Origin of the sequence: Aeromonas sp. (assembly GCF_050252055.1) — a bacterium.
GTDB lineage: Bacteria > Pseudomonadota > Gammaproteobacteria > Enterobacterales > Aeromonadaceae > Aeromonas > Aeromonas caviae.
In genome coordinates this window covers 334,995-357,317 of the sequence record NZ_JBFWLQ010000003.1, presented here as the reverse complement: position 1 = coordinate 357,317, position 22,323 = coordinate 334,995, and the positions used below count along the sequence as shown (strand labels likewise).

General features: G+C 63.2%; 19 protein-coding genes. 8 read left to right on the top strand and 11 right to left on the bottom strand.

Features of this window, described 5'->3' with window-relative positions; all coding sequences use genetic code 11:
• Positions 1-38: 38 nt before the first annotated feature.
• The 3 genes from acnD to prpB all read right to left on the bottom strand — a co-directional run bounded on the left by acnD (position 39) and on the right by prpB (position 4,778).
• Positions 39-2,657 carry a Fe/S-dependent 2-methylisocitrate dehydratase AcnD gene (gene acnD, locus AB7E19_RS07670; RefSeq protein WP_322131608.1) on the bottom strand — a complete coding sequence of 873 codons (2,619 nt, stop codon included), beginning with the start codon at positions 2,655-2,657 and terminating at the stop codon, positions 39-41.
• Positions 2,657-3,814, bottom strand: coding sequence for a bifunctional 2-methylcitrate synthase/citrate synthase (gene prpC / locus AB7E19_RS07665; RefSeq protein ID WP_322131609.1), 1,158 nt, complete (start codon positions 3,812-3,814; stop codon positions 2,657-2,659). The genes acnD and prpC overlap by 1 nt, the downstream gene beginning before the upstream one ends.
• 64 nt (positions 3,815-3,878) lie before the next feature.
• Positions 3,879-4,778, bottom strand: a complete 900-nt coding sequence (prpB, locus tag AB7E19_RS07660; protein ID WP_322131610.1) for a methylisocitrate lyase — start codon at positions 4,776-4,778, stop codon at positions 3,879-3,881.
• Between the two features lie 382 nt (positions 4,779-5,160).
• Here prpB and AB7E19_RS07655 point away from each other — a divergent pair, with 382 nt between their 5' ends.
• Positions 5,161-6,714 (top strand): methyl-accepting chemotaxis protein, encoded by a 1,554-nt coding sequence (locus AB7E19_RS07655; protein ID WP_113070098.1) that lies wholly within the window; start codon positions 5,161-5,163, stop codon positions 6,712-6,714.
• 103 nt (positions 6,715-6,817) lie between these two features.
• Here the strand turns inward: AB7E19_RS07655 and AB7E19_RS07650 are convergent, their stop codons facing one another.
• Positions 6,818-8,410: an ABC transporter substrate-binding protein gene (locus AB7E19_RS07650; RefSeq protein WP_322131611.1), complete on the bottom strand. Its 1,593-nt coding sequence runs from the start codon at positions 8,408-8,410 to the stop codon at positions 6,818-6,820.
• Between the two features lie 88 nt (positions 8,411-8,498).
• Here AB7E19_RS07650 and AB7E19_RS07645 point away from each other — a divergent pair, with 88 nt between their 5' ends.
• The 6 genes from AB7E19_RS07645 (at position 8,499) to maiA (ending at position 14,045) form a co-directional block, all read left to right on the top strand.
• On the top strand, positions 8,499-9,143 hold the full coding sequence (locus AB7E19_RS07645; protein ID WP_102948537.1) for a TIGR01621 family pseudouridine synthase: 645 nt from the start codon (positions 8,499-8,501) through the stop codon (positions 9,141-9,143).
• Positions 9,140-9,793, top strand: coding sequence for an HAD family hydrolase (locus AB7E19_RS07640; protein WP_322131612.1), 654 nt, complete (start codon positions 9,140-9,142; stop codon positions 9,791-9,793). Before AB7E19_RS07645 ends, AB7E19_RS07640 begins: the two co-directional genes overlap by 4 nt.
• 239 nt (positions 9,794-10,032) lie before the next feature.
• Entirely contained in the window at positions 10,033-11,187 is a 1,155-nt protein-coding gene (gene hppD, locus AB7E19_RS07635; protein WP_268453139.1) for a 4-hydroxyphenylpyruvate dioxygenase, read from the top strand.
• Positions 11,180-12,328, top strand: coding sequence for a homogentisate 1,2-dioxygenase (locus AB7E19_RS07630; protein WP_268453140.1), 1,149 nt, complete (start codon positions 11,180-11,182; stop codon positions 12,326-12,328). Before hppD ends, AB7E19_RS07630 begins: the two co-directional genes overlap by 8 nt.
• Positions 12,329-12,338: 10 nt before the next feature.
• The gene (locus AB7E19_RS07625; protein WP_322131613.1) at positions 12,339-13,337 is read left to right on the top strand and encodes a fumarylacetoacetate hydrolase family protein; all 999 of its coding nucleotides are present in this window, start codon (positions 12,339-12,341) and stop codon (positions 13,335-13,337) included.
• A gap of 69 nt (positions 13,338-13,406) precedes the next feature.
• On the top strand, positions 13,407-14,045 hold the full coding sequence (gene maiA, locus AB7E19_RS07620; RefSeq protein WP_322131614.1) for a maleylacetoacetate isomerase: 639 nt from the start codon (positions 13,407-13,409) through the stop codon (positions 14,043-14,045).
• A gap of 72 nt (positions 14,046-14,117) precedes the next feature.
• On the opposite strand, the gene AB7E19_RS07615 is transcribed toward maiA, so the two are convergent.
• From AB7E19_RS07615 to AB7E19_RS07595, 5 genes are all read right to left on the bottom strand, one after another.
• Positions 14,118-14,741: a glutathione S-transferase gene (locus tag AB7E19_RS07615; RefSeq protein ID WP_322131855.1), complete on the bottom strand. Its 624-nt coding sequence runs from the start codon at positions 14,739-14,741 to the stop codon at positions 14,118-14,120.
• Between the two features lie 128 nt (positions 14,742-14,869).
• Positions 14,870-15,370: a thioredoxin family protein gene (locus AB7E19_RS07610; RefSeq protein ID WP_322131856.1), complete on the bottom strand. Its 501-nt coding sequence runs from the start codon at positions 15,368-15,370 to the stop codon at positions 14,870-14,872.
• A gap of 167 nt (positions 15,371-15,537) precedes the next feature.
• Complete coding sequence (asnB, locus tag AB7E19_RS07605) at positions 15,538-17,202, bottom strand: asparagine synthase B (RefSeq protein ID WP_041213050.1); 1,665 nt, start codon at positions 17,200-17,202, stop codon at positions 15,538-15,540.
• Positions 17,203-17,407: 205 nt separating this feature from the next.
• Positions 17,408-17,776: a cupin domain-containing protein gene (locus tag AB7E19_RS07600; protein WP_322131857.1), complete on the bottom strand. Its 369-nt coding sequence runs from the start codon at positions 17,774-17,776 to the stop codon at positions 17,408-17,410.
• Between the two features lie 141 nt (positions 17,777-17,917).
• On the bottom strand, positions 17,918-18,667 hold the full coding sequence (locus AB7E19_RS07595) for an HAD-IIA family hydrolase (protein WP_005337281.1): 750 nt from the start codon (positions 18,665-18,667) through the stop codon (positions 17,918-17,920).
• Positions 18,668-18,868: 201 nt separating this feature from the next.
• Between AB7E19_RS07595 and AB7E19_RS07590 the strand changes: the two genes are divergently transcribed.
• Positions 18,869-19,888: an adenosine deaminase gene (locus AB7E19_RS07590; protein ID WP_322131858.1), complete on the top strand. Its 1,020-nt coding sequence runs from the start codon at positions 18,869-18,871 to the stop codon at positions 19,886-19,888.
• A 74-nt stretch (positions 19,889-19,962) separates the two neighbouring features.
• Here AB7E19_RS07590 and AB7E19_RS07585 read toward each other — a convergent pair whose 3' ends face one another.
• Both AB7E19_RS07585 and AB7E19_RS07580 read right to left on the bottom strand, forming a co-directional pair.
• Positions 19,963-20,949 (bottom strand): zinc-binding dehydrogenase, encoded by a 987-nt coding sequence (locus tag AB7E19_RS07585; RefSeq protein ID WP_322131859.1) that lies wholly within the window; start codon positions 20,947-20,949, stop codon positions 19,963-19,965.
• Positions 20,950-21,092: 143 nt separating this feature from the next.
• Positions 21,093-22,202, bottom strand: a complete 1,110-nt coding sequence (locus AB7E19_RS07580; RefSeq protein WP_322131860.1) for an alkene reductase — start codon at positions 22,200-22,202, stop codon at positions 21,093-21,095.
• Between the last annotated feature and the right edge of the window lie 121 nt (positions 22,203-22,323).

Here is a 22,323-nt window from a genome sequence, read left to right as displayed (position 1 = left end):
TTATGCCTTCCCCTTTTTCAAAGGGGCGGGGTTGCGATTTAGCTTGCGGCCTTTTGCGCAGTCGACGCCAGGAAATCCTGGGCGAAGCGTTGCAGCACGCCGCCTGCCTCATAGACCGAGACCTCCTCGGCGGTGTCGAGGCGGCAGGTCATGGGCACCTGGATCACTTCGCCGCTGCGACGGCGGATCACCAGAGTGAGATCGGTGCGCGGCTGGCGTGCTCCCACCACGTCATAGGTCTCGGTGCCATCGAGGCCCAGCGTGAGGCGGGTGGTGCCCGGTTTGAACTCGAGCGGCAGCACCCCCATGCCGATGAGGTTGGTGCGGTGAATGCGCTCGAAGCCTTCCGCCGCGATCACCTCCACCCCGGCAAGGCGTACCCCCTTGGCCGCCCAGTCCCGGGACGAGCCCTGACCGTAGTCGGCACCGGCCACGATGATGAGGGGCTGCTTGCGTGCCATGTAGGTCTCGATGGCTTCCCACATCCGCATCACTTTGCCATCCGGCTCGACGCGGGCGAGGGACCCCTTCTGCACCACGCCGTTCACCACCGCCATCTCGTTGACCAGCTGGGGGTTGGCGAAGGTGGCGCGCTGGGCGGTCAGGTGATCGCCGCGGTGGGTGGCGTAGGAGTTGAAGTCCTCCTCCGGCAGGCCCATCTTCGCCAGGTATTCCCCCGCCGCGCTGCCGGGCAGGATGGCGTTGGAAGGGGAGAGGTGGTCTGTGGTGATGTTGTCCGGCAACAGCGCCAGGGGCCGCATGCCGCGCAGGGTGCGCTCGCCCGCCAGTGCCCCCTCCCAGTAAGGGGGGCGACGGATATAGGTGCTTTGCGCACGCCAGTCGTACAGGGGCGTCACCTTGGGACCCTGATCCTCTTCCTGGGTGAACATGGGGATATAGACCTGGCGGAACTGGGACGGCTTGACCGACGCCTTGACCACGGCGTCGATCTCTTCATCAGACGGCCAGATATCCTTGAGGCGAATTTCCTTGCCGTCCACCACCCCCAGCACATCTTTTTCAATGTCGAAGCGGATGGTGCCGGCGATGGCGTAGGCCACCACCAGGGGCGGGGAGGCGAGAAACGCCTGCTTGGCATAGGGATGGATGCGGCCGTCGAAGTTGCGGTTGCCCGAGAGCACCGCCGTGGCGTAGAGGTCCCGCTCAATGATCTCTTGCTGGATGGCGGGATCCAGGGCACCGGACATGCCGTTGCAGGTGGTGCAGGCAAAGGCCACCACGCCAAAACCGAGTTGCTCAAGTTCCTCGTCCAGTCCCGCCTCTTTCAAGTAGAGGGCGACTGTCTTGGAGCCGGGGGCGAGGGAGGATTTGACCCAGGGCTTGCGGCTGAGGCCGAGCCGGTTGGCGTTGCGGGCCAACAGGCCTGCGGCAATCACGTTGCGCGGGTTGCTGGTGTTGGTGCAACTGGTGATGGCGGCGATGATGACGGCGCCATCGGGCAAGAGGCCGTCAGCCTCCTGGGCACGAGCCTTGTCCAGATCCACCGCGATGCCCCGCGTGGCAAGTTCGGTCACCGGCAGGCGACGGTGGGGATTGGAGGGGCCCGCCAGGGTGCGCACCACGCTCGACAAATCGAAGTGCAGCACCCGCTCGTACTGGGCGCCCGCCAGGGCATCGGCCCAGAGACCGGCCTCCCTGGCATAGGTTTCCACCAGCCTGACCTGCTCGTCGTCACGGCCGGTGAGCTTGAGGTAGTCGAGGGTCTGCTGGTCGATGAAGAACATGGCCGCGGTAGCACCATACTCCGGCGCCATGTTGGAGATGGTGGCCCGATCGCCGAGGGTGAGGGCGGCGGCGCCCTCGCCACGAAACTCCAGGTAGGCGCCGACTACCTTCTGCTGGCGCAGGAATTCGGTGAGCGACAGCACCAGGTCCGTGGCTGTGATGCCGGGCTGCGGCTTGCCGGAGAGCTCGACGCCGACGATCGAAGGCAGCCGCATCCAGGAGGCGCGTCCCAGCATCACGTTCTCGGCTTCCAGCCCGCCCACCCCCACCGCGATGACGCCGAGGGCATCCACGTGGGGGGTGTGGCTGTCGGTGCCGACGCAGGTATCCGGGTAGGCCAGACCGCGATCGGCGTGGATGACGGGGGACATCTTCTCCAGGTTGATCTGGTGCATGATGCCGTTGCCTGGCGGGATCACCTCGATGTTCTTGAATGCCTGCTTGGTCCAGTCGATGAAGTGGAAGCGATCCTCGTTGCGCCGATCCTCGATGGCGCGGTTCTTCTCGAACGCCTGGGGGTCAAAGCCGCCACATTCAACGGCGAGGGAATGGTCGACGATGAGCTGCACCGGCACCACAGGGTTCACCTGGGCGGGATCTCCCCCCTGCTCGGCGATGGCGTCGCGAAGGCCAGCGAGGTCCACCAGGGCGGTCTGGCCCAGGATGTCGTGGCACACCACCCGCGCCGGGAACCAGGGAAAGTCGCGATCGCGCTTGTTGTGCACTATCTGGCCGAGGCACTCGGTGATAATGGCCGGATCGCACTTGCGAACCAGGTTCTCGGCGTGGACGCGGGCGGTGTAGGAGAGCCTGTCCCAGGCGCCGGGGGCGATGGCGTTCACCGCCTCCCGGGCGTCGAAGTAGTCAAGCTGTGTGCCGGGCAGGGGCTTGCGATATTGCGTATTGATCATCACTTGCGCTCCTTGAGCGGCACGAACTGGAGATCCTCCGGGCCGACGTAGTTGGCGCTCGGGCGGATGATCTTGCCGTCGATGCGCTGCTCGATGACGTGGGCCGACCAGCCTGAGGTGCGGGCGATGACGAACAGCGGGGTGAACATGGCGGTGGGCACCCCCATCATGTGGTAGCTAACGGCACTGAACCAGTCGAGGTTCGGGAACATCTTCTTGACGTCCCACATGGTGGATTCCAGCCGCTCGGCGATATCGAACATCTTGGTGTTGTGCTGCTCCTGGCTGAGCTCGCGCGCCACCTCCTTGATCACCTTGTTGCGCGGATCGGAGACGGTGTAGACCGGGTGGCCGAAGCCGATGACCACCTCTTTTTTCTCGACCCGGGCGCGAATGTCGGCCTCCGCCTCGTCCGGATTCTCGTAGCGCTTCTGGATCTCGAAGGCCACCTCGTTGGCGCCCCCGTGCTTGGGCCCGCGCAGGGCACCGATGGCTCCCGTGATGCAGGAGTACATGTCCGAGCCGGTGCCGGCGATGACGCGGCCGGTGAAGGTGGAGGCGTTGAACTCATGCTCGGCGTAGAGGATGAGAGAGGTGTGCATGGCGCGAACCCAGGAGTCGCGTGGCTTGTGCCCGTGCAGCAGGTGGAGGAAGTGGCCGCCGATGGAGTCGTCGTCGGTCTCCACATGGATGCGTTTGCCGTTGTGACTGAAGTGGTACCAGTAGAGCAACACGGAGCCGAGACAGGCCATCAGCTTGTCGGCGATGTCCCGGGCGCCCGGGTGGTTGTGATCGTCCTTCTCCGGCGACAGGCACCCCAGCACGGAGACGGCGGTGCGCATCACGTCCATGGGGTGGGCGGAGGGAGGCAACTGTTCCAAGGCGGTCCTCACCCCGGTTGGCAGGCCGCGTAGGGCCTTGAGCTTGGCCTTGTAGGCGGCGAGCTCCGCCACATTGGGCAGATGGCCGTGCACCAGCAGGTGGGCTATCTCTTCAAATTCGCAGCTGGTGGCCACGTCCAGGATGTCGTAGCCACGGTAGTGCAGATCGTTGCCGGAGAGGCCGACGGTGCACAGGGCGGTATTGCCGGCGGCGGTGCCGGAGAGGGCGACGGATTTCTTCGGCTTGAAGCCGGTGGTTTCGGGCAGGGCGCTCATCACATGTTTCCTCATTCAGTCCGTTGATGCGCCAGCCGCCAGCATAAGGCGGCCGGTCGCCGTCTTATTCCTTGGTCGACAGATCCTGGGTGAACAGCCTGTCCAGGGTCTGCTCGTAGTGGTGGTAACCGAGAAAATCGTAGAGGGACTCCCGGGTCTGCATGGTGTCGACCACGGCGCGCTGGTGGCCGTCACGGCGAAGCGTCTGATAGACGTTGAGGGCGGCCTGGTTGGCGGCGCGGGCGGCGCTCAGGGGGTAGAGCACCATGTCCACGCCGTGGGCGGCGAGCGCCTCCTTGTCAAACAGCTCGGTCTTGCCGAACTCGGTCATGTTGGCGAGGATGGGCACTCCGGCCGCCTGCCTGAAACGGTCGTACTGCTCGAGCTCGGTGACCGCTTCGGCGAAGATCATGTCGGCGCCCGCCTCCACATAGGCGGCGGCGCGCTCCAGGGCCGAGCCCAGTCCTTCCACCGCCAGGGCGTCGGTGCGGGCCATGATGACGAAGTGCTCGTCCTGGCGGGCATCCACCGCGGCCTTGATCCTGTCCACCATCTCCGAGACCGTGACCACCGCCTTGTTCGGCCTGTGGCCGCAGCGCTTCTGGGCCACCTGATCTTCCATGTGGACGGCGGCCACACCGCCACGCTCGAAGGCGCGGATGGTGCGGGCGATGTTGAAGGCGCCCCCCCAGCCGGTGTCGATGTCCACCAGGAGTGGCACCTGGGTGGCAGCCGTGATGCGTTCGGCATCGATGAGCACGTCATTCATGGAAGTCATACCGAGATCCGGCAGGCCATAGGAGGCGTTCGCTACCCCGGCGCCGGAGAGATAGAGGGCCTGGAAGCCGCTGCGCTCGGCCATCAGCGCCATGTAGGCATTGATGGTGCCGACAATCTGCAGGGGCTTTTCGTTGGCTAGGGCCGTGCGAAAACGCCTGCCGGCCGAGGGGGAGAGGTTGGACATGGTGACTCCTTTCATGGGGTGCGTGTCTGCTGGATGTGTAGGGTGAACGGTATCATCTCACACTACGTTTACGTTAACGTCAATTATGCTTAGGTCCAAGGTCGTATCAAGTGTGCTCTCCCCTGACGGACCCCTGGCAACGCCAGCACCACAGACTCGTTGGAACCATTTTTTGGTGTGATGCATCGTGTGGGAGAGCGGTGAACCTGGGAAAATGCCGAGTGTTTTTTGGCCAAACCTGGGCTTTTGGGGTCAAAATCTTGCGCGGCGTCAAACAGGATGCAAATTGTGTCTCAGCCATCCTCCCCGACTGGGTCTCTGCGTTGCTTGCCCGTAGGCGTTTGGCTACGCTCAGTGGGTGATCAAACAAGGGGTGTGCGCCATGAAGAAAAGCCAGGTTCATCTCATCGACGAAGAGGTGGATTTTCCTGCCAATGAACAGCTGGTCTCCACTACGGACCTGCAGGGTGTGATCACCTACGCCAATGATCACTTCTGCCGGGTAGCGGGGTACAGCCGGGCCGAGCTCATCGGCCAGCACCACAACATGGTTCGCCACCCGGACATGCCCAAGGCTGCCTTTGCTGACCTCTGGGGCAAGCTCAAGCAGGGCAAACCCTGGCGCGGCATGGTGAAAAACCGCTGCAAGGATGGGCGTTACTATTGGGTGGATGCCTATGTCACCCCTATCTTCGAGCAGGGGCGGATCAATGGCTACCAGTCGGTCCGCAGTCGCGCCGCGCCGGAGATGAAAGCCGTGGCCGGGCGCACCTATGCCAGATTGAAGAGCGTGGAGCGGGGGGAGCGAAAGGGCGGATTGAGCCTGCGCCCGATGCGCCACGGGCTGGCCATCATCGGTGTCTTGCTGATGCTGGCGGGGGGGGCCTATCTGATGGGGCCCTGGGGGCCGTTGTTCACCCTGTTGCCTCTCTTGTGGCTGGCCCTGATCTATCGTGACACCCTCATCACTACCCCCCGTTATCTGCGACAGCTCGCGGACGAATATGACAGCCTGACCCGGCTCATCTATTCGGGGGAGGATGCCAGTGCCATTGCAGACTTCCACATCAAGCTGTTGCAGGCCAGGATCCGCACCGTCCTTGGACGAGTGGACGATGCGACCCTCTCCCTGCAGGATCTCGCGGTGCATCTGAAAACAGCCTCCAGCGAGGCAAGCGCCGACATCGCCGAACAGGATGTCCAGACCCAGCAGGTGGCGACGGCCATCACCGAAATGGCGGCGACAGCCCACGAGATTGCCCGCAATATCCTGGAGACGGACAACCAGATAGCCCAGGCCAAGGCGCACTGCCAAAACACCGACCAGCAGTTGGAAGATACACAGCACAGGGTGACGGAGCTGGCCACCCAGGCAGAGCATGCCTTCACGGCCGCCGTGGCATTGGCGGAGGAGTCGGATCGCATCGGTGTGCTGATGAGCGAGATCCAGGGCATTGCGGATCAGACCAATCTGCTGGCGCTCAACGCCGCCATCGAGGCGGCGCGGGCAGGGGAGCAGGGGCGAGGCTTTGCTGTGGTGGCGGACGAGGTGCGAACCCTTTCCACGCGCACCCACAAGGCGACCGAACAGATCCAGAGCAGCATAGGCCAGATACAGCGTACCCTGAACGGCTGGAAGGGAATGATGCAGCAGAACCTGCAACAGACCCAATCCTGCGTGACCCTGACCCGCCAGGGATCAGAGAGCCTGCATCAGGTGCTGGCGGAAATAGAACGGGTGGTGGACCTCTCGGCCCAGATCTCGACGGCGGCAGAGGAGCAGCAGGCGGTGGTGGAGGACATCAGCCGCAACGTCAACGCCATCTCCCAGCACTCCCACACCAACAGCAACAAGATGCAGGACATGGACGCCTCGAGCGACATCCTGCTCACCAAGGCTCGCCAGCTCAAATCCCTGGGGCAGACCTTTGGGTAAGAGCGGTCAGACTCATGCAATGCAGGAAGGCCACCCCTGGGGTGGCCTTCTTGTTTATCGGTTTCATGGGGGTATCGGCTCTGTGTGCCGGGAGATGAGCCAGTCAGCCGGACTGCTCCGCCAGCGTGATGACGCGGCCGCCCTTGTCACAATACATGGCCCTGTCGGCCTGGATGAGCCACTGCTCCGGGCTCCAGTCATGCTGGTAGTGGCTGACGCCGATGCTGATGCCCACCTGCATCGGCTGGTCATTGACCACGAAGGGGGCCTGCATGGCCTGGCGGATCACGGCGGTGACCTCCTCTGCCTGACGGATATCGTAGCCCGGCAGCAGCAGGATGAACTCGTCCCCCGCCAAGCGGGCAAAATAGCACTGGTGGCCGATGGCGTCGTGGATCCGTCGGGCCAGCTGGCAGAGGATGGCATCCCCCTGGCTGTGGCCGAAGTTGTCGTTGATGCGCTTGAAGTCATTGAGATCGCAAAACAGCAGGCAGCCCGGATTGTCGCTTTGCACCTGGTGTTTCAACTGCTCCATCAGGCTCAGGCGATTGGGCAGCCCGGTAAGGGGATCGAGGCGGGCCAGTTGCAGTATCTCCTGCTCTCGCTGCTTGCGCAGGGTCACTTCCTGGTTGAGCCGCTTGTTGCTCATCAGAAGATAGAGGGAGAGCAGCAGGATGAGACCACCAACACCCAGGCTCAGCAGGAACCATGGACGCCAGAAGCTCCACTGTTCTGAGGGAACCTGATAGAGAAAACGGGTCAGGGAGACCGGTTTGGCAAGGAGGCCTATCTCCACCAGCTGCTGCATGATGTGAGCGAAGCGATCCGGATTCATATACCCGATCTCCACATAGAGCGGCTGGATCATCTCCTTGCTCATCTGCAACTCGTATTCCATGTGGGCCTGACTGCGGTTGACGCCATACTCCGTGCGCAGCAGGGCGATGGCTTCCTCGGGGTGGGTGAGGGCATAGCGCCATCCCTGGAGGCTGGCTGCACGAAAACGTGCCACCCGCTCCGGATTGAGCCGCTCCTGTGCCTGGGTGGTGAAGAGAATGTCGCTGTAGAAATCGATGCCGTAGTTGCGAGGGTTGATGACGGACACCGAGATGCCGCGCTCTTCCAGATAGAAGGGCTCATTGCTCAGATAGGCGTTGAAGATGTCTATCCGGCCGGCGATCAGATCGTCGATGTTGACCGAAGTGGGTACCGGGATGAGCTGGCGTTCGTGAAGCCCCTGATAGTAGAGGGTGGCCAGCAGTTCGGCATCCTGATGACCCGGAAACATCATGATCCGTTTGCCACGCATGTCCGCAACGGTGAGAATGCCGCTGTCGCGGCGTGCCAGGAAGATGGAGGGAGAGTGCTGGTAGACGCTGGCCAGCGCCAGCAGTGGCTTGCCCTGGGCGTAGTGGGTCAGCACCTCGGTGTTGCCGACGCCAAAGTCGGCGCGTCCGGCCAGCACCTCCTGAACCGGACTTATTCCCTTGCCACCTGGCCTTATCTCGACATCCAGACCGGCGTCGGCGTAATACCCCTTGGCCTTGGCCATGTGATAGCCCACAAACTGGGGCTGATGCAGCCAGCGCAACTGCAATACCACCTTCTCCGGCAGATCACGTGTCCGTTCACTGGCCTGGAGGGGCGAGAAGCAAGTGATGCCAAGCAACAACAGCCAAAACAGGCATTTTTTCATTCGTGCGATTCTTGTGCTGAGGGTCCATGAAGATGGCCTGCAGGCCTGCATTCAAGTTGTTAACAAATAACATTCTAAAGGGTTATACATGTACCGGATACAATTGCAGCACAAAGATTTCATGGTGATCAACAAGCGTCCGGGCATTGGCATGCACGATGATGCCGGCGAGCCGGGTCTCGTCAATCGGGTCAGAATGGATACCGGTCTTGACCTCTATCCGGTCCATCGACTGGACAAGATGACCTCTGGGTTGGTGCTGCTGGCCCGCACCCCCGAAGCGAATCGCGCCCTCAGCATGGCTTTCGCGGCGCGGGAAGTGAGCAAGCAGTATCTGGCCCTCTCCGATCGCAAGCCGAAGAAGAAGCAGGGCTGGGTGAAGGGGGACATGGAGAAAGGGCGAGGCGGCAGCTGGATGCTGAGCCGCACCCAGGATAACCCGGCCATCAGCTGGTTCGACTCCGTTTCGGTGCGCGAGGGGCTGCGCCTTTATCGCATCAAGCCCCGGACCGGCAAGACCCACCAGATCCGGGTGGCCTTGAAGAGCGTGGGAGCCCCCATCCTCGGAGATGAGCGTTACGGCGGCACGGCGGCGGATCGCGGTTATCTGCACGCCTGGCGCCTCGCCTTCACCCTGGCAGGTGAGAGCTTCGATCTCGTTTGTCCGCCCGATGAAGGAGCGCTGTTCCTCCTGCCCGAGTTGCATGCCGCCATCGCAGAGATCACCGAATGAGCGCAGCAACCGTGAGAGTCCCAGCCCGTGGCTGGATCCTGGCCGACTTCGATGACACCCTGGCGCCGGATGACAGCCATGCGGGGTTGCTGCGTTTCATCTTGCGCCGCCGTATCTGGCCGCTGCTGCTGTGGCCACTGATGGCGTTCGGTGCCGTGATCTATCTGCTGCCAGGTCAGCGCAGTCGCGGCATTGCACTCATCTGGTGGGCCATCACCCTCGGGCTATCCCCCCTGGCCTGGCGCGCCCTGGTACGGCAGTACAGCCTGACCCGGCCCGGCCTGTATCGGGAGGCGCGAGCCCTCCTGACGGGGGAGGGGTGCCGCTGCTGGGTCATCTCCGCCAGTCCCCGCGCCCTGGTCCGTGCCCAGCTCCATCGTCAACTGCCAAGGCTCCCTCACCGCATCATCGGCTCGCGGATGGGTTACCGTTTCGGCGGCCTGGTGCCGCGCTTCTATTGCCATGGCAGGCACAAGCTGCTGCCCGAGCTCCTGACCCTGGAGGCCGCAATCACCCTGAGTGACAGCCTGCACGATCTGCCCCTGCTGGCGTTGGGGGAGCAGGCCTGGCTCATCAACCCGCAAAGGACTCGATTGCTAAAGGCGAGGGCGGTGCTGCCCCATATCGAACCCCGTTATTGGTCGCTGTAAGGCAAAGCTGACAGCCTTGCGGGACGCTAACGAGCGCAGTGCAAGGTCGGGGCTGCTATGTCACATTTCATTTACATTTTTTGGCGCGGATCCCCGCCAAACTATCTGAACGCCGCCCCTTCTCATTCCCTGCGCTCGCCACTCTAATGAAACAAGTTGTTAACAACGCCGTGCGGGCTGCCTGTCGAGCCCTTGCGGCGTGAACCGTTTCGTTATCAGTTCATCGCAAGGAGCGCATCATGACCACCCCTTCTTCCCGTACTCACACCATCAACCCCCTTGGCACCGACGGGTTTGAGTTCGTCGAGTACACGGCGCCGGATCTCAAGGGCATTGCGGCCCTCAAGGCGCTGTTCGTCTCACTGGGCTTTGCCGAAGTGGCCAAGCACAGGCACAAGCAGTGCTGGCTCTATCGCCAGGGGGACATCAACTTCGTGGTCAATGCCGAGCCCCACTCCCAGGCGGAGGAGTTTGCCCGGGCCCATGGTCCGAGCGTGTGCGGCATGGCGTTTCGGGTGAGCGATGCCGGCCGTGCCCAGCAGTACGCCATCGGCCAGGGGGCCAAGCCGTTTGTGGGCAAAATCGGCCCCATGGAACTCAACATCCCCGCCATCTACGGCATCGGCGAGAGTACCCTCTCCTTTGTCGATCGCTATGGCGAGCGGGGCTCCATCTATGACGTGGACTTTATCTTCTACCCCGACTGGCAGGCCCGCATGGCCGAGGTGGATGCAGGGCTCTATGAGATCGACCACCTGACCCACAACGTCCATCGCGGCAATATGAACCTCTGGTCGAATTTCTACGAGCGGATCGGCAACTTCCGGGAAATCCGCTACTTCGACATCGAGGGCAAGCTGACCGGACTGCACTCGCGCGCCATGACGGCCCCCTGCGGCAAAATTCGCATTCCCATCAACGAGTCGGCGGACGACAAGTCCCAGATAGAGGAGTACCTGCGCCAGTACAAGGGGGAGGGGATCCAGCACATCGCGCTCGCCTCTGCCGACATCTATCACACCATCCGCACGCTCAGAGGGCGGGGAACCGGCTTCATGCCGACGCCGGACACCTACTACGAGAAGGTGGACAGCCGGGTCGCGGGTCATCAGGAGGATCTGGCCGCGCTGAAGACGCTGCGCATCCTCATCGACGGCTCGCCGACGAAGGACGGCATCCTGCTGCAGATCTTCACCGACACCGTCATCGGTCCCGTGTTCTTCGAGATCATCCAGCGCAAGGGCAACGAGGGCTTTGGTGAGGGCAACTTCCAGGCATTGTTCGAATCCATCGAGCTGGATCAGATCCGCCGTGGCGTGCTGGACGGATCCACGCAAGGGGAGGCGAACAGTGCCGCGCAGGGCCAGAAAAACGGAGAACCGAGCGATGCGTAACTGGATAAGCTTCCCCCATCGGGAGGGAACCCACTCCCGCCAGGCCCATGCCGATCTGCCGGAGCAGGCCATCTATGAGCGCGAGCTGGGGCGCTCGGGCTTCTTCGGTCCGGCCACCCACATGCACCACAAGCACGCTCCCACCGACTGGGTCAACTGGGAAGGGCCGCTTCGGCCACGGGCGTTTGACTTGAACGATCTGCAGGAGGAGGTGAGCTCCCTCTCCCCCTGGGTGATGCCGGATCTGCTCAGCAACCCCCACTGCCGCTACCGCATCTGGCGCCTGAGCGAGAGGATGCCGTTTCTGGTGCGCAACGCCGATGGCGACGAGCTCCTGTTCATTCACGAGGGGGGAGGCGACTTCTTCTGCGACTACGGCCATCTGACCCTGCGGGAGGGGGACTACGTGGTGATCCCCCGTGGCACCATGTGGCGCATCGAGCCCACCGCACCCCTCTTCATCCTGATGATCGAGGCGACGGAAGACAGTTATCAGCTGCCGGACAAGGGACTGGTGGGCAATCACGCCATCTTCGATCCGGCGGCCCTGGACGTGCCCGCCATCAACGAGCGCTTCCTGGCCCAGCAGGATGAAAACCCCTGGTCGCTGCAGATCAAGCGCCACGATCAGGTCTCGGTCGTCACCTGGCCGTTCAACCCGCTGGATGCACAAGGGTGGCACGGGGACTTGTGCGTGGTGCGCCTCAACTGGCGGGACATCCGCCCGCTGATGAGCCACCGCTACCACCTGCCTCCCTCGGCCCACACCACCTTCGTGGCGAGCCGCTTCGTCATCTGCACCTTCGTGCCGCGTCCCATCGAGAGCGACCCAGGTGCCCTGCGGGTGCCCTTCTACCACAGCAACGACGACTTCGACGAAGTGCTCTTCTACCACGCCGGGGACTTCTTCAGCCGGGACAACATCAAGCGGGGCATGGTCACCTTTCACCCTGCCGGCTTCACCCACGGCCCCCATCCCAAGGCCTTTGCGGCGGGGCTGGCCCATGCCAAGACCTTCACCGACGAGGTGGCGGTGATGCTCGACACCCGTGATGCCCTGGTCGTCGGCCCGATCTGCGAAGGGGTCGAACACCCCGGTTATGTCACCAGCTGGCAGCGTCCAGAGACGCTCGGCAAATAAGGAATTCGATATGAAACTGGCAACCCTGAACAATGGCAAGCGCGACGGCGCCCTGGTGGTGGTGAGCCGCGATCTGGCGCGCGCCGTCCACGTGACGACCATTGCCCCGACCCTGCAGTCGGCCCTCGACCAGTGGGGCGAAGTGGCGCCGCAATTGGCGAACGTCTATCAGCGACTCAACGAGGACGCCTGCCCCGACGCCTTCCCCTTCGATGAGGAGGCGTGTCTCTCCCCGCTGCCCCGCGCCTACCAGTGGATTGACGGCAGTGCCTACGTCAACCACGTGGAGCTGGTGCGCAAGGCGCGCGGCGCCGAGATGCCTGAGAGCTTCTGGCACGATCCCCTGATGTATCAGGGAGGCTCTGACAGCTTCCTGCCGCCCCGTGGCCCCATCGTGATGGGCTCCGAGGAGTGGGGGATCGACTTCGAGTCGGAAGTCGCCGTCATCACCGACGACGTGCCCATGGGTACCCGTTCGCAGGGGGCGGCGAGCCACATCAAGCTCTTGATGCTGGTCAACGACGTGAGCCTGCGCAACCTCATTCCCGGGGAGCTTGCCAAGGGCTTCGGCTTCTTCCAGTCCAAGCCCTCCAGCAGCTTCTCGCCGGTGGCCATCACCCCGGACGAGCTGGGGGATGACTGGCGCGATGGCAAGGTCCACCTGCCCCTGGTGACCCACCTCAACGGCGCCCTGTTCGGGCAGCCCGACGCCGGGGTGGACATGACCTTCACCTTTGATGAGCTGATTGCCCATGCCGCCAAGACAAGGCCGCTCGGGGCGGGCTGCATCATCGGCTCGGGCACCGTCTCCAACTACGACAGAAGCCGGGGATCCTCCTGCCTTGCCGAGCGGCGGATGCTGGAAATTATCGAGTCAGGTCAAGCCACTACACCCTTTCTGCGCTTTGGTGATACAGTGTCCATCGCGATGCAGGATCGCAACGGGATGAGTCTGTTTGGCACCATTTTGCAGCGGGTCACGCAAGCAACGGCCGAGCGGGCGAGCTAGGAGAGCCCGACCCCGAGAGGGGCGGGCGACACGGCAGGTGGCAGACACCTGCCACCACAGGGACACACTATGCTGCAGTTGTTTGGATATTGGCGCTCATCGGCCAGCTTTCGCGTGCGTTTGGTACTGCAACTCAAGGGGCTCGATTATGAGCAGCACCCGGTCAACTTGCGGCAGGGTGAGCAGAAAGAGAAGGCCTACCGCCGGGTCAATCCCCAGGGGCTGGTGCCGTTTCTCGTGGACGATGACGTGCATCTGGGTCAGTCGGTGGCCATCATGGAGTACCTCGACGAGACCTATCCCGCCTACCCCCTGATGCCCTCCGCCCCCATTGAGCGCGCCCGGGTGCGCCAGATAGTCAACATGATCGCCTGTGACACCCACCCCCTCAACAACCTGCGCGTGCTGCACTACCTGGAGCAGGAGCTGGGGCAGAGCAAGATGGCGCGGGATGTCTGGTATCGCCACTGGATAGACGAGACCTTCACCGCGCTGGAGCAGCTTCTCATGACCACCGCCGGCATCTATTGCGTGGGCAACGAGGTCACCCTGGCGGACTGCATGCTGGTGCCCCAGGTCTACAACGCCCGCCGCTTCGACATGACCCTGGATGATTACCCCACCATTGCGCGCATCGTCGCCAACTGCGAGCAGTTGCAGGCCTTTATCAAGGCCGCCCCCGCCAATCAGCCGGATGCCCAGCCCTGAAGCTGTGCAGACCGGGCCAGCGGGTTGGCCCGGTCTGCCGTCTCTTTCCTTGCCCGGGTTATCTTGCTCGCCTCAGGGCGTGCCATTGGCCCCATAGCGTCGAAACCCCGGGCGCTCTTTCAGTCGCTGGTAGTAGTCGTCCACGGCGGGTAGTGACGGGCGATCATAGGGCGTCTCCAGCCAGCGGTTGACTGACAGCCCGATGGGAATGTCTGCCAGCGAGAAGTGCGGACCGGCCACATATCCTCCGGTTGTTTGAAGCTGTTTCTCCAGGATCTCCATGCAGTGAGACCACTGCAGGCAAGCTGCGTGAAGGGCCTGATGGTCTTGATGCTGGGGGGAGCGCCACACCAGCGACAGGAAGGCGTAGCGCCAGGCGGTGTTCAAATCCGATGCCTGCCAGTCAATCCATTGATCGACCCGAGCCCTGGCTCTCGCCTCGGCGGGATAGAGTGCATTGGCACCATGGCGCGTCGCCAGATAGCGGATGATGGTGTTCGACTCCCACAGCGTAAAATCCTCATCCTGAATGACGGGCACCATGGCATTGGGGTTGAGCGCCAGAAACGCCGGGGTGTCCGTGGGTTTGAAGCCGGATCCCCACTCCTCCAGCTCGAAGGGGAGGGTCAGCTCGGCACAGGTCCACAGTACCTTGCGCACATTGATTGACGACGCCTTGCCCAGTATTCGCAACATCTTTTTCGTCCTTGTCCGGGGTGATGGATGGCCTGTTTGTCGCAGACATGCCACTTCCCTGTTTGCGCTGCCATCAAGGCCCTGCACTGTCACTGACCGTGCGGGGCCCTGTTTGATTGACTGGCGAGTCAGCCGTGGGTGGTCCTGGGCTGGAAATAGGCGATAAATTTGCCGAGTTTCTCCCCGTCGTAACTCTTCCCCTTCTCCAGCAGCCCGGTGTTGAAGGACTCGAGCAGCTTGCCTTTGGCATCCAGCACGTAGAAGTGGGGGACCCCCAGATACTCGGGATAGGCTTTCAGGAAGGATTCATTCTTGTTCTGCTCGCTGACGTTCACCTTGACCACCACGAAGGTGCGGTTGAGCTGGCCGGCGAGATCGGGTTCCCGGTCTAGAAAGCGGTTCATCTCCTGGCACCAACTGCACCATTCGCCCCCCACCAGCAACAGGACTTTCTTGCCCTCGGCACTGGCCTTGGCGGTAGCGGCGGCGAGATCGCGGGCCGGATCCCGCGTCTCGTCATAACCCTGGCTGTAATCGGGCAGGCTCTGACTCCAGAGGTGGTCGCCCGCGCAGGCGGCGCCATTGAAAAGGAGGGTGCCCAGTATCAGGGGCAGTAACAGTCGTTTCATGGTCTCTTCCTTGTGTCGTTATCTTTGCTTCCAGGCGCAGACAATGTGACACGAGGCGTTTCCTGCGCCAAGCCGCAAACAGGGAAGGGGAAGGCAAAAAGCGGCAATGGAATGGCAGAAAACAACAAAGCCCCTCGAGAGGGGCTTTGTATTCAGGTCAGGGGCGATCAGTAACCCTGCTGGTGGACGTCCATCACGGCGCGACCGGAGGGGTCGGCCATCTCCTTGAACTTGGCATCCCATTCGAGCGCGGTCGGGGTGGAGCAGGCGACCGACTTGCCGTAGGGCACGGTGCGGGCGGCGGACTCCAGCGGGAAGTGCTCGTCAAAGATGGCGCGGTAGTAGTACGCCTCCTTGGTGAGCGGGGTATTGACGGGGAAGCGGAAGGCCGCGGCCTCGAACATCTGATCCGTCACCTCTTCCTCGACCATGGCTTTCAGGCTGTCAATCCAGGAGTAGCCCACACCGTCGGAGAACTGCTCCTTCTGGCGCCACGCCACTTCGTGGGGCAGCAGATCCTCGAAGGCTTCCCGCAGGATGTGCTTCTCGATCTTGCCCTTGCCGCACATCTTGTCGGCGGGATTGAGGCGCATCGCCACGTCCATGAACTCCTTGTCGAGGAAGGGCACGCGGCCTTCCACGCCCCAGGCGGCCATGGACTTGTTGGCGCGCAGGCAGTCATAGAGGTGCAGGGAGGCGAGCTTGCGCACGTTCTCCTCGTGGAACTCACGGGCGTTGGGGGCCTTGTGGAAGTAGAGGTAGCCGCCGAACAGCTCGTCGGAGCCCTCTCCCGACAGCACCATCTTGATGCCCATCGCCTTGATGTAGCGGGCCATCAGATACATGGGCGTAGAGGCGCGGATGGTGGTGACGTCATAGGTCTCGAGGTGATAGATGACGTCACGCAGGGCATCCAGTCCTTCCTGCACGGTGAAGTGGATCTGGTGGTGGATGGTGCCGAGGTGATCGGCCACCTTGCGGGCGGCAGCGAGATCCGGCGACCCTTCCAGGCCGACGGCGAAGGAGTGCAGCTGGGGCCACCAGGCTTCACTCTTGCCATCGTCTTCCACCCGGCGGGCGGCATAGAGCTTGGTGATGGCGGAGATGACGGACGAATCCAGACCACCGGAGAGCAGCACGCCGTAGGGCACATCGCACATCAGCTGGCGCTTGACCGCCGCTTCCAGGGCCGCTTTGAGCTCGGCCTTGTCGCTGACGTTGTGCTCGACCGGCGCGTATTCCATCCAGTCCCGTTTGTACCAAGTTTTAAGCTCGCCATCCTTGCTCCACAGGTAGTGTCCCGGCGGGAAGGTCTCGACGCTCTTGCACACGGGCACCAGGGCCTTCATCTCGGAGGCGACGTAGAAGTTGCCGTGCTCGTCGCGGCCGGTATAGAGCGGGATGATCCCCATGTGGTCGCGACCAATCAGGTAGGCATCCTGCTCGGCGTCATAGAGGATGAAGGCGAAGATGCCGTTCAGATCGTCCAGGAACGCCGGGCCCTTCTCCTTGTAGAGGGCCAGCAGCACTTCACAGTCGGAGTGGGTCTGGAACTGGAAGTCGACCTTGAGGTTCTTCTCCAGCTCCTTGTGGTTGTAGATCTCGCCGTTGACGGCCAATACGTGCGTGCGCTCGGGGTTGTAGAGAGGCTGTGCGCCGTTGCCCGGATCGACGATGGCCAGGCGCTCGTGCACCAGGATGGCCTTGTCGGAGCTGTAGACGCCGGACCAGTCAGGCCCGCGGTGACGCAGTCGCTTGGACATCTCCAGGGCCGATTTGCGCAGGGCAGTGGCGTCGGTCTTGATGTCCAGAATGCCGAAAATAGAACACATTGGCGGTAATCCTCTTGATTTTTATATGAGCCCCCCACGTTTGGGCTCGAAATTCCATTTACATTCCTCGCCAATCACAATGCCTAGCGGAAAACCCTTTTGCAAGCGGGAAAACCGCAGAAAATCATGCCGTAAGCGTCAAGTTGCGCAGGGGATGGCGGCCGTCCGGCCGCCTGAAGAGAGAGGGTCAGGGTTGACGTGCGCGTCAAGTCGCGGCGGGTTCGAAGATCACATAGAGCTTGCGACAAGGGGTGAGGGTCTCCCACTGCCCGACAAAACCGGCGGGAATGACGAACTGATCCCCCGGTTTGAGGTGCAGGCGGCCGCCCTGCTCGTCGTGGATCACCGCCTCCCCTTCCAGCATCTGGCAGTATTCGTGTTCGGTATAGTGAACGGCCCAGCAGCCCGGCTCGCAAGCCCAGAAGCCCACGTGAAACTGCTGGCTCGGGTCGGAGTAGTGGTTCCATGCCGTCTGGCTCGGCGTCCCGGCCTTGATGCGCTCGGGGGCCGGGATCAGCGGGGTGGGGGAGACAGTGTGTTTGTCCAGCAGGATCCAGTCGTTCAGGCTCTTCATGGTGCGTCCTTGAGTGGCGAAGGAGCATCCTGCTCCCGTTTAGTTTGTTTAACGATGTTAAGCTTACGTTAAACGAAACGGGCCCCCTTTGCCAAGGGGGCCCGTGCAGGCTGAAGGCCACCGGAAGGGCGGCACACGTGATCAGACGATGTCGATGTCCACCACGGAGTCAAAGATGTGGTTCGGTCGAAACGGCATGCGGTCGATGTCCGCCACCTTGCTCACCCCGGAGAGCACCAACACCGTCTCGAGACCGGCCTGGAAGCCCGCCAGGATGTCGGTGCGCAGGTTGTCGCCGATGATGATGGTGTCGTCGGAGTGGGCCTCCATCCGGTTGAGGGCCGCGCGAATGATCCAGGCGCTCGGCTTGCCGACATAGAAGGGCTTCTTGCCGGTCATCCGCTCGATGGGGGCGCACAGGGCGCCGCAGGCCGGGTGCATCATGGGGCCGTGGGTATCCGGGTTGGTAGCGATGAAGCGGGCCCCCTGATCCACGAACTTGGCGCCCTGCTGCATCATGGTCCAGTTGTAGTTGCGGGTCTCCCCCACCACCACGAAGTCCGGGTCGATGTCGGTGATGGTGAAGCCGGCCTTGTAGAGCTCGTGGGTCAGGGCCCCTTCGCCAATCACATAGGCCTTCTTGCCATCCTGGCGCTTGAGAAAGTCGGCGGTGCCCATGGCGGAGGTGTAGAAGCACTCCTCGGGCACCTCTATTCCGGCGGAGCGGAAGCGGTTTTGCAGATCTTTCTGGGTCTGGGCCGGGTAGTTGGTGAGGAACAGGAGCTTGCTGCCCTGCTCCAGCAGGCGGTGGACGAAGCGGTCGGCGCCGGGAATGAGATCGTTGTTGTGCAGGATGACGCCGTCAATGTCACAGATGACGTTTTTCTTCATGAATTCTCCTTGTAGGGCGCAAGAGCGGGGACAGGGCATCCCTCTGTTCGTCTCTTCAATCGGTTATGGTTTTTGTGCCGCCATTATAAGGCCCTTTGATGACAAGTCTCCTCCGGCGGGCCAGATGGGTGCACAATGAAGGCGAAGGGAGGGCGCCGCCCTGGTGGTGCCCGCACGGAGTCTGACGATGGAGCCGTCATCATGGAGCACTTTATTGCCGGCTTGCCCAAGCTGGAACTGCACCTGCATATCGAGGGAACCCTCGAACCCGAGCTGATGTTCGCCCTCGGCCAGCGCAACGGGGTGGCGCTGCCCTGGCCCGATGTCGACAGCCTGCGCGCCGCCTATGAGTTCGACGGCCTGCAATCCTTCCTCGATCTCTACTACCTCGGCGCCAGCGTGCTCATCCACGAACAGGATTTCTTCGACCTCACCTGGGCCTATCTCGAGCGCTGCGTTGCCGATCACGTGGTGCACGTGGAGATCTTCTTCGACCCCCAGACCCACACCGCCCGCGGCGTGCCTTTTGCCACCGTGCTGGGGGGCATCGAGCGGGCGTTGCAGGCTGGCGAAGCAGCCTTTGGCATCAGCTGGCGGCTTATCATGAGCTTCCTGCGCCACCTGAGTGAAGAGGCGGCATTCGCCACCCTGGCAGAGGCCACGCCGCACCTGGCGCGCCTGCACGGGGTCGGCCTCGATTCGGGGGAGCAGGGCAACCCGCCCAGCAAGTTCGCCCGGGTCTTCGCTCGCTGCCGCGAGCTGGGGCTGCCGGTGGTGGCCCACGCGGGGGAGGAGGGACCTGCGGACTACATCTGGCAGGCGATCCGGGAGCTCGGAGTGCAACGCATCGATCACGGGGTGCGCTGCGTCGAGGATCCCGCGCTGCTGAGCTATCTTGCCGACACCCGGCTGCCCCTCACCGTCTGCCCCCTCTCCAACGTGCGGCTCAGGGTGTTTGACCAGATGGCCCATCACAATGTGCTGAGGCTGCTGGAGCAGGGGCTCTGCGTCACCGTGAACTCCGACGATCCCGCCTATTTCGGGGGATACCTGGGGACCAACTTCCAGGCCCTGGCCGACGGGCTTGGCGCCAGCCAGGAGCAGCTGTGCCGCCTCAGTCTCAATGCCGTGGAGGCGAGCTGGCTGAGCCTCGCGGACAAGGTGCGTCTGACCCGGGACATTCGCCTCCATGCCGCCCTGCACGGGGTGAGCCTGCACTGAGCTGGTCGCCTTGCACACCTTGAATGGAGGAGGCCCGCCATGGCGGGCCTCTTTGTGCCATCGTTGGGCGGGTATCAACCCACTCTCACCAGATACTTTTCCCCTTGTCCCTCCTGCTTGACGCGAGTGAGAAGGGAGGGCAGGGCGTCGAAGTCGCCCACCACCAGCGGCGGCAGGGTCAGCTCGCCGCTCGCCATCTGCGCCATCATGGCGACACCGGCCGCCACCAGACGGCTCCACTGTTTGTCCGAGCCAAAGGCGTGCTGGGCGCCGAGGGCAATCTCGTGCAATGAGTGGCAATGGCTAAAGGCGGGCAGCGGGTTGCGCGCGATGCGCCCGAGCACCGTCACCATGTGGCCGTAATAGCCAAGGGCAGGCAGCAAGGCTTCTGCCTGCTGGCTGGAGACCAGATCGATGATCCCCTCGAAGGGTTCACCGCCGTTGGCGGCCTGCAACTGGGCCAGCCAGTCGGGATCCCGATAGTCCGCCACCCCCTGCACGCCTAGCTGTTTGAGCCACTGGTGGTGGCGCGGGCTGGCGCTGGCAAAGACGCGGGCCCCCTTCTGGAGGGCAAGTTGCACCGCGAAGCGGCCGACACTGCTGCCAGCCCCCGTGATGAGCAGGACCTCCCCGTGCAGGTGAGGCAGCTTGGCCAGTGCCTGCCAGGCGGTGAGGCCGGGGCAGGGGAGCGCGGCGGCCGCCTCGTCGCTCAGGGCATCGGGCACCGGCATCAGGGCGCGAGCCGGCACCAGGGTGTGGCGGGCAAAGCTGCCGCCGTGGCGCAAGTCGGTGTGATAGGCGACCCGGGTGCCGGGGCGCAGGTGGGTGACGTTGGCCCCCAGTGCCACCAGGGTGCCCATGCCATCGACGCCGGGCACATGGCCGGGCTGCCAGTGGGGATGACCCTGTTCGATGAGTTTCCAGTCCACCGGATTGAAGGCGATGATCCGGTTGGCGACGAGGACCTCGTCGGGCCCGGGGGTGGGGAGCGCTTGCCGGGTGAGGGTGAGCTGGTCCGGTTCGCCGGGGGCGTGCCAGCACCAGGCCTGGGTATGGGTCATGGTGACTCCTTGGATGAGAGGGGTGGGGCTCGGATTGAATCACATGGCGTAACAATGCCTTGAACTGCTGTTGCACTGGCAAGACAACAAGGCGAGCCCCCTGTTGGAAGGCCCGCCCGGGAAGAGGTTCGGCGCCAGCCGCCTTATGCCCGCTCTGCCCCATAGACGGGGTAATCGGTCAGCCCTTTCTCGCCGCCGCCAAACAGGGTGGCGGGATCATGGGGGGCGAACGGATGGCCGTGGCGCAGGCGGTTCGGCAAGTCGGGGTTGGCCACGAAGGGGCGACCGAAACCAATCATGTCGGCCCAGCCCGCCTTGATGGCGGCGCGGGCGCGTTCCCCATCGTACTTGCCGGCGTAGATGAGGGTGTTGGGGAAGGCGTCGCGCAGCCCCTGCTTGAAGCTCTCCGCCATCAGGGGGGCGTCGTCCCAGTCCGCTTCGGCGACGTGCAGATAGACCACGCCGAGCTGGCCCAGCAGGCGCGCGGCGGCCAGATAGGTCTCCTGGGGGTTGGCATCCACGGTGCCGTTGAGGGTGGTGAGCGGCGCAAGACGCACCCCGACCCGGTCGGGACCGATCTCGTCACAGACCGCCTCGGTCACCTCTTTGAGGAAACGCAGCCGGTTTTCGAGCGAACCGCCATAGCCGTCGGTGCGGGTATTGGACTCGGAGTCGAGGAACTGGTTGATGAGGTAGCCGTTGGCGGCGTGCAACTCGATGCCGTCAAAGCCCGCTTCCATGGCGTTGCGGGCGGCCCGGCGAAACTGCCCCACCACGGCGTCGATGTCGGCCTGGGTCATGGCGCGCGGGGTGACGGTCTCCACAAACCCCGGGGCATCGCTGCCGTTGTCGACGAATACCTTCACTCCCTTGGCCTGGATGGCGGAGGAGGAGAGGGGCTGGGCGCCGCCGATGTTGTCAGGATGGGTGACCCGGCCCACGTGCCAGAGCTGGGCGAACATGATGCCCCCCTCGGCGTGGACCGCGTCTGTTACCTGCTTCCAGCCTGCCACCTGCTCGGCGCTGTGGATGCCCGGCGTCCAGGCGTAGCCCTTGCCCAGGGGATCTATCTGGGTGCCTTCGCTGATGATGAGGCCGGCCCCGGCACGCTGGGCGTAGTAGGTCGCCATCATGGCGTTGGCCACGTCCCCGGGCTGGCTGGCGCGGGAGCGGGTCATGGGGGGCATGACGATGCGGTTGGCAAGGTGCAGCTGGCCGAGGCGAAGGGGGCAGAACAGGGGATCGTGGTGCATGATGGATTCCTCAATCTTTGGGAGTGAGGTGACTTTAGAGGGGATTGTTATTGTGAAAAAGAGGGGGTATTGCAGAAGAGAATTGCCGTTATCGCAGCAATGGCCCGGGAGGGACCGGGCT

Excerpts from the sequence above, each read along its gene's own strand:
- acnD (WP_322131608.1), bottom strand. The coding sequence starts at position 2,657 with ATGATCAATACGCAATATCGCAAGCCCCTGCCCGGCACACAGCTTGAC.
- prpC (WP_322131609.1), bottom strand. The coding sequence starts at position 3,814 with ATGAGCGCCCTGCCCGAAACCACCGGCTTCAAGCCGAAGAAATCCGTC.
- prpB (WP_322131610.1), bottom strand. The coding sequence starts at position 4,778 with ATGTCCAACCTCTCCCCCTCGGCCGGCAGGCGTTTTCGCACGGCCCTA.
- AB7E19_RS07655 (WP_113070098.1), top strand. The coding sequence starts at position 5,161 with ATGAAGAAAAGCCAGGTTCATCTCATCGACGAAGAGGTGGATTTTCCT.
- AB7E19_RS07650 (WP_322131611.1), bottom strand. The coding sequence starts at position 8,410 with ATGAAAAAATGCCTGTTTTGGCTGTTGTTGCTTGGCATCACTTGCTTC.
- AB7E19_RS07645 (WP_102948537.1), top strand. The coding sequence starts at position 8,499 with ATGTACCGGATACAATTGCAGCACAAAGATTTCATGGTGATCAACAAG.
- AB7E19_RS07640 (WP_322131612.1), top strand. The coding sequence starts at position 9,140 with ATGAGCGCAGCAACCGTGAGAGTCCCAGCCCGTGGCTGGATCCTGGCC.
- hppD (WP_268453139.1), top strand. The coding sequence starts at position 10,033 with ATGACCACCCCTTCTTCCCGTACTCACACCATCAACCCCCTTGGCACC.
- AB7E19_RS07630 (WP_268453140.1), top strand. The coding sequence starts at position 11,180 with ATGCGTAACTGGATAAGCTTCCCCCATCGGGAGGGAACCCACTCCCGC.
- AB7E19_RS07625 (WP_322131613.1), top strand. The coding sequence starts at position 12,339 with ATGAAACTGGCAACCCTGAACAATGGCAAGCGCGACGGCGCCCTGGTG.
- maiA (WP_322131614.1), top strand. The coding sequence starts at position 13,407 with ATGCTGCAGTTGTTTGGATATTGGCGCTCATCGGCCAGCTTTCGCGTG.
- AB7E19_RS07615 (WP_322131855.1), bottom strand. The coding sequence starts at position 14,741 with ATGTTGCGAATACTGGGCAAGGCGTCGTCAATCAATGTGCGCAAGGTA.
- AB7E19_RS07610 (WP_322131856.1), bottom strand. The coding sequence starts at position 15,370 with ATGAAACGACTGTTACTGCCCCTGATACTGGGCACCCTCCTTTTCAAT.
- asnB (WP_041213050.1), bottom strand. The coding sequence starts at position 17,202 with ATGTGTTCTATTTTCGGCATTCTGGACATCAAGACCGACGCCACTGCC.
- AB7E19_RS07600 (WP_322131857.1), bottom strand. The coding sequence starts at position 17,776 with ATGAAGAGCCTGAACGACTGGATCCTGCTGGACAAACACACTGTCTCC.
- AB7E19_RS07595 (WP_005337281.1), bottom strand. The coding sequence starts at position 18,667 with ATGAAGAAAAACGTCATCTGTGACATTGACGGCGTCATCCTGCACAAC.
- AB7E19_RS07590 (WP_322131858.1), top strand. The coding sequence starts at position 18,869 with ATGGAGCACTTTATTGCCGGCTTGCCCAAGCTGGAACTGCACCTGCAT.
- AB7E19_RS07585 (WP_322131859.1), bottom strand. The coding sequence starts at position 20,949 with ATGACCCATACCCAGGCCTGGTGCTGGCACGCCCCCGGCGAACCGGAC.
- AB7E19_RS07580 (WP_322131860.1), bottom strand. The coding sequence starts at position 22,202 with ATGCACCACGATCCCCTGTTCTGCCCCCTTCGCCTCGGCCAGCTGCAC.